The sequence below is a fragment of the Hoylesella oralis ATCC 33269 genome, assembly GCF_000185145.2.
Taxonomy (GTDB): domain Bacteria; phylum Bacteroidota; class Bacteroidia; order Bacteroidales; family Bacteroidaceae; genus Prevotella; species Prevotella phocaeensis.
This window is the reverse complement of sequence record NZ_GL833119.1, coordinates 443,821-456,272: the sequence shown is the minus strand read 5'-3', so window position 1 is coordinate 456,272 and position 12,452 is coordinate 443,821. Positions and strand designations below refer to the sequence as shown.

The 12,452-nt window shown below is 49.0% G+C and carries 8 protein-coding genes; 1 reads left to right on the top strand and 7 read right to left on the bottom strand.

Annotated elements, in window-relative coordinates:
- Positions 1-8: 8 nt before the first annotated feature.
- Both cysS and HMPREF0663_RS04575 read right to left on the bottom strand, forming a co-directional pair.
- Complete coding sequence (cysS, locus tag HMPREF0663_RS04580; RefSeq protein ID WP_004369074.1) at positions 9-1,499, bottom strand: cysteine--tRNA ligase; 1,491 nt, start codon at positions 1,497-1,499, stop codon at positions 9-11.
- Positions 1,500-1,662: 163 nt separating this feature from the next.
- Complete coding sequence (locus tag HMPREF0663_RS04575; RefSeq protein WP_004369073.1) at positions 1,663-2,067, bottom strand: OsmC family protein; 405 nt, start codon at positions 2,065-2,067, stop codon at positions 1,663-1,665.
- A gap of 235 nt (positions 2,068-2,302) precedes the next feature.
- Between HMPREF0663_RS04575 and pncB the strand changes: the two genes are divergently transcribed.
- On the top strand, positions 2,303-3,523 hold the full coding sequence (gene pncB, locus HMPREF0663_RS04565) for a nicotinate phosphoribosyltransferase (RefSeq protein WP_004369071.1): 1,221 nt from the start codon (positions 2,303-2,305) through the stop codon (positions 3,521-3,523).
- A 132-nt stretch (positions 3,524-3,655) separates the two neighbouring features.
- On the opposite strand, the gene HMPREF0663_RS04560 is transcribed toward pncB, so the two are convergent.
- The 5 genes from HMPREF0663_RS04560 to HMPREF0663_RS04540 all read right to left on the bottom strand — a co-directional run bounded on the left by HMPREF0663_RS04560 (position 3,656) and on the right by HMPREF0663_RS04540 (position 12,452).
- Positions 3,656-5,242: a SusD/RagB family nutrient-binding outer membrane lipoprotein gene (locus HMPREF0663_RS04560; protein WP_004369069.1), complete on the bottom strand. Its 1,587-nt coding sequence runs from the start codon at positions 5,240-5,242 to the stop codon at positions 3,656-3,658.
- Between the two features lie 13 nt (positions 5,243-5,255).
- The gene (locus HMPREF0663_RS04555) at positions 5,256-8,429 is read right to left on the bottom strand and encodes a SusC/RagA family TonB-linked outer membrane protein (protein WP_004369068.1); all 3,174 of its coding nucleotides are present in this window, start codon (positions 8,427-8,429) and stop codon (positions 5,256-5,258) included.
- A gap of 403 nt (positions 8,430-8,832) precedes the next feature.
- Positions 8,833-9,846, bottom strand: a complete 1,014-nt coding sequence (locus HMPREF0663_RS04550) for a metallophosphoesterase family protein (protein ID WP_016665416.1) — start codon at positions 9,844-9,846, stop codon at positions 8,833-8,835.
- A 4-nt stretch (positions 9,847-9,850) separates the two neighbouring features.
- Positions 9,851-11,035, bottom strand: coding sequence for an AGE family epimerase/isomerase (locus tag HMPREF0663_RS04545; RefSeq protein ID WP_004369066.1), 1,185 nt, complete (start codon positions 11,033-11,035; stop codon positions 9,851-9,853).
- 31 nt (positions 11,036-11,066) lie between these two features.
- Complete coding sequence (locus HMPREF0663_RS04540) at positions 11,067-12,452, bottom strand: alpha amylase family protein (RefSeq protein ID WP_004369065.1); 1,386 nt, start codon at positions 12,450-12,452, stop codon at positions 11,067-11,069.

Below are 12,452 nucleotides of genomic sequence, written 5' to 3'. Positions count from 1 at the left end.
GTGCTTGTTTACTTATTCAGTTTCCACGTTACTCCGTCTTTGGTATCTTTTACTTCAAAGCCGGCTTCGGCTAAGGCATCGCGTATTTGATCGCTGGTTGTCCAGTCTTTATTCTGCTTTGCTTTGGCTCTTAAAGCGAGAACCATGTCTACTACTTTGCCGTATGACGCCTCTCGGGCATCGTTGTTAATCCCTTTCTCGCTCTTTAATCCCAAGATATCAAGGGCAAATAAGTGCATCGTATCGGCCAAATCGGCCAGATCGGTGGCAGAGATGCGTGCCTTATGGTCGAGCAACGAGTTGATAACATGGCATGCCTCGAAGAGATTGCTGATAACGGTAGGCGTCTGAAGATCGTCGTTCATGGCATCGTAACACTTCTGACGAAGCTCGCCGACGAACTGTTTTACAGCCTCATCGCTTTCGCTCGACACGGGTACACGTGCTATGTCGGCAATACCCGTCATAAGTCTGTCGAACCCTTTTGCACTTGCTATGAGCGCTTCATTCGAGAAATCGACCGTTCCGCGGTAGTGTGCAGAAAGGATAAAGAAGCGTATCGTCATCGGCGAATAGGCTTGCGAAAGGCTTTCGTGCGTACCTTTAAAGAACTGTTCCAGCGTGATGAAGTTGCCAAGACTCTTGCCCATCTTCTGTCCGTTGATGGTTATCATGTTGTTATGCATCCAGTAATGCACCATCTGATCGCCTTGCGAGGCTACTGCCTGTGCTATCTCGCACTCGTGGTGGGGGAATATCAGGTCCATACCTCCGCCGTGTATGTCGAAATGATTGCCCAGATATTTGCGCCCCATAGCCGTACACTCGCAATGCCAGCCCGGGAAACCGTCGCTCCATGGGCTGGGCCATCGCATTATATGTTCGGGCTGTGCCTTTTTCCATAAGGCAAAATCGGCCTGATTATGCTTCTCTTCCACGCCTTCAAGTGCCCTGCTGTTGTTGATAACGTCGTCGAGATTGCGCCCAGACAGTATGCCATACCGATGTTTTCTATTGTATTTCTCGATGTCGAAGTAAATAGAACCGTTGCTTTCGTAGGCATATCCGTTCTTTAAAATCTCGTTCACGAGCTCTTCTTGCTCTATGATATGACCGGTGGCACGGGGTTCTATGCTCGGCGGAAGTACATTGAGCGCGTCCATGGCGGCATGGTAACTGTTTGCATAATGCTGTGCAATCTCCATAGGTTCCAGCTGTTCGAGGCGTGCTTTCTTCTCTATCTTGTCGTCTCCCTCGTCGGCATCGTGCTCAAGATGCCCCACATCGGTAATATTGCGCACGTAGCGTACCTTATAACCCAGATGCTTGAGATAGCGGAAAAGTATGTCGAACGTGATTGCAGGGCGCGCATGTCCCAAATGGGGAGCGCCGTAAACCGTCGGACCGCATACATACATGCCCACATTAGGTGCATGCAACGGCTTGAATACCTCCTTCTTTCGTGAAAGAGTATTATAGATAACCAGTCTTTGTTCCATAAAAATGACTATAGATAATGTGCATACAAAGGTACAACTTATTCCGTAAACGACATAAAAATGGTACAACTATGTTGCGTACACATTGCCTATATCGTTTATAGAACTATGGAATAATACAGACAGACTGCCATTCTATCTGGTCTTCTATCTACAGGTAAAGCTATTCGTAGAGATAAATAAAGTTCTTTTCCGCCGTGAGACTGTTGCCCACATAGCAACCTTTGCGCGCATAGGCCTCGATGCGTTTGCGCATAGCATCGTTGTACGAGGCTTTCAGATGGAATGTTATCGTGATCTTAGAAACCGTAACTTTCTCATCATCTTCCTCTATATTGCCGATTTCCGCATAGCATCCATTAAAACTATCCCCATGTTTTTCTACGCCCATAGCCATGGTGGTCATGGCACAGGTGGCCAATGCGATCGCCAAAACATGTACGGGCGTTGGATGAAAACCTTCGCCGCCACTGTCTTGAGAGGCATCGGTGTGTATCTCATCTCCGGATTTAAGGTACACCGATTCGAAACGGTATTTACCTTGATAAGTTACTTTTGCTGACATCATAATTACTGATATTTTGAATGTTTACAGAGCGAAGATACTCTTTTCGCTCCGATTATACGGCAAACACGCGTTAAAGTTTGATAATACATTTGCGGTTTAACGATAACGAAAATGTAAGATTTCGGCCGTTTATCGGAAATATGTTGTATCTTTGCCCCGTATCCGGCGTTCAAACAGTGTATCGCTGTTCTGCCCGGACACTTATCGGAGAAACGGTAAAATACATTCATAATACATGCGACAAATCATCAATCACTTTACAGACAACGATGCCTACACGTTCAGTTGTCAGTACTACGTGCTGCAGACTTACCCTCGCGCAGAGGTAGAATATACGTTTTTCGACCGTAACAAGACGCGGTATCCCAAAGGGTTCGGCGAGTTAGTGAAGGAACAGCTGGGACTGATGCCACACGTAATGATAACTTCGGAGGAGATTGCGTTCATGAAACGCAAGATGTATTACCTGCCCGAATGGTATTTTACTTTCTTGCGAGGCTATCGGTTCAACCCTCATGAGGTTTCGGTATCGCAGGATGAGGAAGGTCATCTTGATATATCGGTGCGCGGAAAGTGGTATTCGACCATCATGTGGGAAATGCCTATCCTCTCCATCGTATCGGAACTAATGCACACACTGCGCGGAGAAATAGAGCGATACGATCCGAAAAACGAGCACGAGCGGGCTATCCGGAAGACGAAGGAGATACTCCGAAACGGCATTGTGCTGGGCGATATGGGCACACGTAGGCGCCTTTCGTTCGACCATCACGACATGGTGATACGTACCATGAAGGAGGTGTACGAGCAGGAGGGCTACGATGAAGACGGCGTACATTATCCGTGGACGGGCCGATTTACGGGCACCAGCAACGTATATTTTGCCATGAAATATGGGCTGACGCCCATCGGTACCATGAGTCATCAGCTCATTGAGTTCGAGGAGAACGTAAGCGGAGTGTTCGAATGTAATTTCAACGTGATGCGTAAGTTCAGCGATGTTTACGACGGAGATAACGGTATATACCTTTATGATTGCTTTGGCGATCGCGTTTTCTTTAATAATCTGTCTAAACGTATGGCCATGATGTTTGTAGGACTGCGCGTGGATAGCGGCATTGAAGAGGAACAAACGGAGAAGATTATCGAGAAATATAAGAGCTTGGGCATAGATCCGTCTACCAAACAAGTGGTTTTTAGCAACGGTCTTAATATAAAGCGTGCCATCGAACTGCACCGGTTTGTCGACGGACGCATGCAAGACAGCTATGGTATGGGTACTTTCCTCACCTGCGATGTGGAGAACTGCGAGCCCATGAATATAGTTGTAAAGCTCACGCGAAGCCGCATTACCGAGAACAGAGAGTGGCACGATTGCGTGAAATTGTCGTGTGATAAGGGTAAAACACTCGGTAATCCGGAGAAATGTGCCTACTTGTTGAAACAAATAGGATAAAGAAACAAAATACAAAAGTTCTTTTGATATCGGTAACATCTTGTTATATTATACCGATACGATGCGGGCAGCACGCAATATATTGCATGCCGCCCGCACATGAGAAACGTCTGTATAAAGGTTATGGAATGTTTATTTGTAGCGCCCCGTGTCCCACCATACGCGTACATTCATGCCATCCCCTTTGCCGTTGTTGAGCGTTGCAGCTTTGGCGTTAGGGTTCTCTCGCAGTTCCGTATCGGTATAGCGCAACTTCTTTACGAACTCTCCGTTGGCCACGTTGATGGCCGAATTGAGGCTTACAGCTACAGGCGTAAGCGACGGATAGCCCGTGCGACGGAATTCGCTCCATGCTTCTACGCCGTCGGGATATAGTGCGAGCCACTTTTGAGTGATGATCTGTCGCAGATGTCCTTCCTGTGTAGATTGCGAACTCCATGCTACTGAGCCCGTCGTCTTGTAAGTATTATCTTCGGCCGTACTATAAAGTGTGCTGGCTACATCGGCACGTTCGGCATCAAACGAGGCCTGTATGCCTTTCAAATACTCATCTTCTGCCGTGCCTGCACCTGTCCAGCCGCGTAGAGAGGCCTCTGCTTTAAGGAAGCAAACCTCGGCATATTCCATCACTTTCTGCCGTTTGGCAACGTTGAAAGAAGTAGTTTTGTCGTCTTTACTGTTCCATGCTGGCAAGGTTTGCAAGCCCCATACGTACGATTTGTCGGGATATGTAGCAATGTCTTCCGATGCCAATCCGTTCGGAATGCCTGCAAACTTAGGAGCTGCGGCGGTAGATGTTTCCGTGTGGCCGAACCAAAGCGCCGTGCGTGGATCTTGCACCGAGCTCGTTTGTTTCAGCATATTTTCCATTGTTTTGCTCATACAGAACTCGCCCCAACCCGATATCTGGAACAGTGGCCAGCCGTTGGCACCTGTTCCGGAGATATAAACTCCTGCATTATCTTGGTTGCTGCTCATCAGTCCGCCGGTAGCTGCAAGCGCGGCTTCGCCCTCTTTCTTGGCCGTTTCCGGATCGATGTAAGCCAATCGCAACGCATAACGAAGGCGCAAAGAGTTGGCCAATTTGATCCATTTACCGAGGTCTCCGTCGAAAATAAGGTCTTGGTTAGCCTTGTATGTCACCATCGAAGCATTCGTAAGATTGGCATTCAAGGAGTCTACTGCTTCTGTCAGTTCCTTGAATATCGCCGTATAGATGCTCTGCTGACTATCATATTTAGCCTGACTGCTGCCCTCTGCTCCCTCCGTATAGGGAATGTCGCCGAAAATATCCGTAGTTTGAGCCGTGCAACGGGCGGTGAATATTCGCATAGTTTGCAGGATATTGCCATATTCGGGCCGTGCTTCAGTAATTTCTTTCGCCTTCTTAAACTGTTTCAGAACGCCCACATAATAAGAGTTCCAGAAACCGTCGGTCACCCAATTGCTTTTATACGAGTAGCTGTCTGACGAGAAATAAGCGGCCGAATTGGCGAAATACTGTGCATAAAGATTAGTGTGGAGATTATCTCCCACCTGATATTCCCAAGAAGCAATGCGTGCTCCCTGCTCTTGGATATAGGGCATCATGTAATCAGGATTGCCCGACGTGATACCCATAGGATCGCTGTTCATCGAGTCGAAAGAATCCGTACAGCTCACGCCGACTCCGCATACAGCAAGAGCAAGCCCCATTGTTTTAATGATATTGCATTTCATGATCGTGCTTGTTTTAGAATTTAACGTTGAGAGATATACCATAGCTTCGCGTCGGAGGCATAGATGCCAGCTCGAATGCCTGTGCATAATCGTTGCGAGAGAATGCACCTTCGGGGTTGACGGGAGCCGCCTTATAGAAATAGAACAGGTCGCGACCGACTAAAGACACTTTTACATACTTTATCGGAGTGTTGCGGAACCACGCTTGCGGAAGAATGTAACCAAGAGAAAGTTCGCGCATCTTTACATACGAACCTTTATAAATAAACTCTTCCATGATGCCGTCGGGACCGGCAACCTTCGTCCAATAGTTCTCTGCACTTACGCCCTTGGTGTTCTGTTGCCCGCTTTCAGTTACGCCGTCTACAACGATCTGCTGTCCGTTTTCGCGCCCGTAAAGCGTACGGGCGGCTGTTCCCTGCTGACAGGCATAATTGTCGGTGTTCGAAATGAAGTCGCCTCCCTGCCGTACATCTACCAAAGCCGAAAGCATGAAGTCTTTATATCGAAGCGTATTGCCTATAGAACCCGTCCAATTAGGGAGCATATTTCCGATGACTTGGTCGGATACGCTTTGGGGTAACCCATTGTCATCTACCACAATTCGTCCTTGATCATCGCGTTTGTAAGCCTTCCCGATAATGTCTCCGTATTTGCCTCCCGACTCTACGACCACGCTCCCAGAACGAATTTCGCCGAGCGTAAAGCGCGAGATTTCACGGTCTAACGACTCGCAGCGCGTACGGTTAAGTCCCCAGTTCAGACTGATGTCCCAGTTCCAGTCCTTGGTCTTGACCGGTGTTCCCGTAAGCATCAGTTCGTATCCGTGACTCTTAATCTTGCCGGCATTGATCAACTTCTGCGTATAACCGGATGATCCGGGCATATCGACACTCAATATTTGATTCTTGGTTGTGGTGGAATAGTATGTAAAATCTATGCCCAAACGGTTATCGAAGAAACGTGCTTCCGTGCCGATTTCACCCGACACGGTGGATTCAGGCTTGAGATTTTCCAATGATTTGATCTTACCGATATACTCTTTAATGATGTTCGGGTTCACTTTATCGCCCTCAGGATCGTTCTTATCGCCCGATGTCCAAAGGTAATAGTAGGTGGCCAGCTTGTAGGGATCGGTGTCGTTGCCCACTTGCGCAAGCGATCCGCGCACCTTCCAGTAGTTCACCCACTCGGGCAGTTTCAGCATCTGCGATAGGATAACGCTGGCACTAACCGAAGGATAGAAGTAAGAACGGTTGTTTCGGGGCAGCGTAGACGACCAGTCGTTGCGCCCCGTAACGTCGAGATATACCATGTTTTTGTAGCCCAACGTAGCACCGAAGAATACCGACTGTATTTCTTTTTTCGAATAGCCTTCGCCCGTTGTCTGGGTAAGACCGTTGGCCAAGTTCTTCACGCGCGGTATGGCAAACAGGCCCGATGAACCGTACAGGCTCTCATACTTCATATTCATGACCGATGTTCCGAGGTTTGCATTTACAGAAAAATCGCCAAACGTTTTGTCGAAATACAGAATAAGATCGGCATTGAACTCCTTGTTGGTGAGCGTGCTGTTAAGATATTGCGATGCCGTAGACGTGGGGTCGGGCAGCGCGTTGTAGTTCTTAAGATGGTCGTTATACCAGTCTACGCCCGCCCGCCCCGTGAGACGAAGCCAATCTGTCAACTGATACGACGCGCTGAGCTGCCCTATAATGCGGTTGCGTTCCATTCTGCTGCCGTTTTCCTCGTCCGTCAAGGCATAAGGATTAGCATAGTTATCGCTCGGCCCCGACCAGTTTACGGCGTTATTAATGTAGCTTCCCGTGCCGCGTGGGTTCTTCAGATCGGCAAGACGGATACCTCTCGGCATCTTCACCAGCTGTACCATCAGCCCGTATTCGCCCTGTCCGGGGCGATTGAAAGTGAGCTCACGCATATAATTCATCTTGGCCCCGATGGTCAGACTCTTGTTCTTAAACTCGGTGTTCAGACTGAAATACTGGCGATTCTGCCTGTAGTTGGGCACGATGTCGTCGGCTCTGGAGTCGGTAAACGACAGGCGCCCCGACAGAAATTCGCCTCCGGCCGCCGCCGTGACCGTATTAGTGTAGGTCACGCCGGTTTCGTAGAAATCCTTGATATAGTCCTTCTGCGGCGTCAGCGCATACGAAGTATAGCGGCTATCACCATACAACATCTGCCGCCAGTTACCTATCCGCTGGCCTTCCATCTTAGGTCCCCAGTTCATTTGCGACCTTATGTCGTACGTGCCGCCCGAACCTTGGCCGTAAACATTCTGGTAGTCGTAGGGCGAATAGACGCTTGAAATGCTGAGATTTCCGTTATATTCCAGCGTCAGAGGCTGCCCCTGCCGACCTTTCTTAGTAGTGATAACGATAGCGCCGTTCTGTGCGCGCGAGCCGTAGAGAGCTGCCGCATTGGCTCCCTTGAGCACCGATATGCTCTCGATGTCTTCGGGATTAATCTCTGATGCGGCCCCAGCATAGTCGCTGCCGCCCCACTGATTGGCCTGTTCCGTAGTGCCGTCGTTGATGGGAAGACCGTCTACCACCCACAGCGGCTGGTTATTGCCGCTCAGAGAGTTGAGTCCTCGCATGATGATGCGTGTGGAACCGCCCAGCCCCGTGCCCGACTGTGCGATCTGCACGCCCGCCACTTTGCCCTGCAGCATATTCGACACGCTCTGCGATTTGTTCTCCGTGAGCGCGCTCGTGTTCACTTCTTGCATAGCATAGCCCAAGGCCTTCTTCTCGCGCTTGATGCCTAAAGCCGTCACGACGACCTCGTTCAATTCCGATGAAACGGGCTTCAGCACCACTCTGACAGTGCTCCTCGCGCCGACAGAGACCTCTGCAGTTTCGTAGCCCAGATAAGACACGACGAGCGTTGCGCCGTCGTCTGCCTGCAGCGAGAACCGTCCGTCCAGATCGGTGACGCCCCCGCTTTTCGTCCCTTTCGCATAGACACTGGCTCCGACGACAGCCTCGCCGTTTTCGTCGAGCACGATTCCCGTCACCCTCTTCTGCGCCTGCTGCTGCCGTTCGGCGCTGCCCTGCAGAGAATTTGCTGCCACCAAAGGAACGCTTGTTCCGAGCAGACCGGCAAGAAGGAGCATAGCAAGTCTCCTTCTGCCCAAGTTTGTTTGTCGTTTAAGGTGTTTCATTTCAGTTTAAAAGTTTAATAGATAGAAATAAATATTGTACAGTATGCTGATTCCGGATGCTGTGGCTTCCTCCTAATGCTATGGTTTTGATAACCAGCACCTTGCGCCTTACGAATACAGATATGCTCTGTGAGGACGTCAGAGATATGTTCTAATAGTGTCTGACATGCCGTCTGAAGTGCTTAGACGGACATGCTAAAAGACAAAGGCCCGACCAGTCGGCTTCCTCTGCATAAAGTGCAGAGGTGCGAGAATTGTCGACAGATTTTTAAAAACAGTCGACATATTTCATAAGAAATGACGTCATATTTTAAGAAAACAGATGTCATATTTCAAAGAAATGGATGTCATATTCTGCAAATTCAGTCTTCATATTCCACCGAAACTGCGTTGCTGCCTCTTTTCAAGGCTTACTCAAGGGCTTACGCGTGCGCCAGTCGTCTTTCGTATAGCTGTCTGGATAAGTGGTGCGGCAAAGCACTTCGCCCGTTGTCTGTCGGATATAAGTGTCGAACCGCCACTGCCTTTCTTTGAGAACGATAATCCTTGCGCCATTGGGCAGATGGTTGTACTCCGTGTTTCCGCCAGAAAAACGACCGTAGGCAAGCAGTACGTCATGCCATATCACAGAATAATCGTTGTCGTGATCGTGCCCTACAAAAACGCCCATCACGTCGCCACACTCTTTCATGGCTGCAAACATGCCGGTATTGAGTTTGGGCGAACAGGCCGTTTCCATGCGTGTACCGATCATGATATCGTCTTCTGTGGCCGATGCCTGATTGTATTCCGGCAGCGGAATGTGGAAGAAAGCCAGCGAGGGCACGGGTATGCCTCCGTTATCGGCCGTAAACTTGCGGCTCTGTCGGCGGTACCACTCCACTTGTTCGAACGTAAGCCACGCATAACCGTCTATGCCTTTCAGCTGCGACATGCTGTGAGAATCCATGCAATAAAGCAAGGCGGCATCGGTATTTCCCTTAGCCGGCTTCACCCGCAGCACGTAATCGGGCGAGAGTCTGCCGTTGCGATCGGGCTGAATGTTGTTCGGTGCCCTGCGTATCTGGTCGTAAAGTGCCTCGTTGGTAGTGGCTCCTTCAGCGGCATCGTGGTTACCGAAGAGCACGACGAACGGCACATTTTGCGCCGACAAGCATTCGAGAACGTCGCTCATGGCCTCGCTGCCCGGGTAGGAATATATCACATCGCCCGTTACTACGATAAGATCGGGATGCTCGGTTTTCACTACTTCTTTGATACAGCGCAATGCCGAGGCGGAATTGGGGTTGCCTTTGGCATAATGGAGATCAGTAAATTGAGCGATTTTGAACTCGCCGTTCTCGCGGAACCTGAGCTCCTGTGCCCCGATGGTTGTCGCCATAAGACAGCCAATACAGAACAATGTTAGTCTTTTCATGAGTCTATACCTTATTTAATATGTCCAGACACAGCTCGTGCGCCTTGATCATCATGCGTGGAATATGGAAGGGACCTTTAAACAGATTGCCCTTGGCGGGCTGCGCCACAGTGCCGTCGCGATGCAAATAGCCGTACCATTCGCCGAATTCTGTATCGGGAAAATGGGCGTATGTCCACTCGCTGATGCGCTGATGGCGATACAGATACTCCTCGTCTCCGGTACCGAGATAGGCGTAGAGCGACGCTATGATGGCCTCGCACTGTGGCCACCAGAACTTCATGTCTTGCGAATAGTCTTGCGGAGGCAGGTTCTTGCAGTCGCGGAAGTTGATTATTCCGCCGTATAGCTTGTCCCATCCCCAGTCCCACGACCAGTTGAAAATGGTCAATGCAGTATCCATCAGGCTCTTATCCCAGCCGCGCAGCCTTGCTTCTTCCATAATGAACCACGCCGTTTCGAGGCAATGGCCCGGGTTGATCGTACGCGCCATGTTGGTATTGATGAATTCTCCGTCGGGCCCGACAGTCTCTAAGAGCGCCTTGAATTCGGGGTGCATGAAATATCTTCGTAGTTTGTCAATAGACTCGTCGATCTGTGTGGTCAGCTTGGGATCGTCAATAACGGCACGTATGCGCGAGCCCACATTGATGAGGATCATAACGATGGAGTGGCTCTGCAGTTTCACTTCTGGTTCGAACTTGGGCGTAAGGAAGCCCGGAGTGGTAAGAAAACGCTGCGTATCGCTGAAAATCTTCATGGCTTTGTCGGCATAATTTCTGTCGCCTGTGGCCAACGCATATTCGGACATGGCTATAGCAGCGAATGTTTCAGAGAACACATAGCGACGCTTGCGTAGAGGTTTGCCATCGGCAGTGACAGAGAAATACATGTGTCCGTCGTCGTCAAAGCAGTGTTTCTCTATGAAGTCGAGCGTGCTTTTGGCGGCGCGTAGCCATTCTTCGTTCTTCTCTATGTTGTTGTAGGCAAAAGCACAGATAAAGGCAAAACGTCCTTGGAACCATACCGACTTGGTGGTGTCCATCAGCGAACCGTCGCGATTAAGACAAGTATATACTCCCCCATGCTGACGATCCAGCCCATGTTTCAGCCAAAACGGCATAATGTTTTGCGTGAGATCGTTTTTGTACGAGTTTGCCCAAAACTCAAGATATTCAGTCTTATTCATACGCTGTGTGTTTTAAAGTTATCATTGTGTCTTATTGATTCAAATACTTTTCGATACCTGTCTTGAGTGCATTCCAGTAATCATACTTGCGCACATGCACCATATCGAAAACGAAATAGCCGTCGGATGCATTGATGCAGGCATCTACGCTGTTGGTGACAGCCTGCGTTGCCTTACCTTCCGTAAAACCTGTAGCATTGCCTACATCCGGTCCGCCGGCAAACTTACAGGCGTTTCCGATCTTTGCTTTAGCTCGTTGGCAGAAGCCCTGCATCGTCCATTCCGTTGTTCCATATACTTTATCTGCCGCCGCATAGCACCCCAAGAGCATAAAGTCGAGTTTATCGGCATAACCGTATTTATGGTAATCAGCATTGGCCCACGCAGGAAAATCTTGCTGCGTATCGTAGGTATTGCTCGCCCAATTGACACCCATCATATAATATTCGGAATACCATGCACCCACATATACTCCCACACGAATATTCTTGTTGATAGAATGCACCTTATTGGCAACTTTATCGATAAAGTCGTAAATGGTTTTTGCACGGAAGGCGAGCCAATCTTTAAAATACTTCGGGGCGGTGGCAGGGGCTACAGTTTGTCCTGCAGGAAGTATGTCGGCGGGAAAGTTGATATCGGTTTGACCGATGTATTCCAGAAACTTCTTTTTAGAAACATCCGAGAAGTCAGACAGCAGATTATCATACCTGCATCTGTCGAGAAATATTCCGTCAATGTCGTATTTGCAGAGATCGGTAAGCAATCCAATGATATAATTCTGCACATCGTCGTTGGCCGGATTAAGAAACTTGGTACCGTAATAATCTTCATCGCTCGGATCAGTTGAATTAAGATCCATCTCATTCGTCAGTCCGCTCTTCAAGTTGAGAGTGGTAACCCACGACCTTTTGCTTGCATCGCGGAACACGAGCCCCTGTGCTCCCAAGCCGTATGGATTAAGACAACCGCCAGTAAAGGTGTTGAATGCTGCGTTGACTTTCAATCCCAATTCGTGCCCAATGTCGATGAACGCCTGAAGATAATCCCATGTTGCCTTACGTTCGTAATATTTATATTGCCCGTCGTCTGTCCAGTAATCAAGCTTCGTGACTTTGTCGCACAGTGTAGAGTTGAATAGAATATCTCCTTCTGCCGGGCGCACATCTACAACGATATCCGTAAAGCCGGCCCCTTTGGCCTTTGTAAGATCCTCGCGTATGTTTTCCTTACTATCGGCAAAGCGTGGAAAGTTGGCCGCTGCGTCTATCCAGATGTAGCGCGGTTTGGCATCGGTCTTTTCCTTATCCCATTTCCAGTTAGCTAATATGTCTTCGTGTTTGGTATCGCTGCATGCTGAAAATAATGATATCAGTGTTATAACAATCACTAATAGTTTGATTCTTTTCCTTTTCAT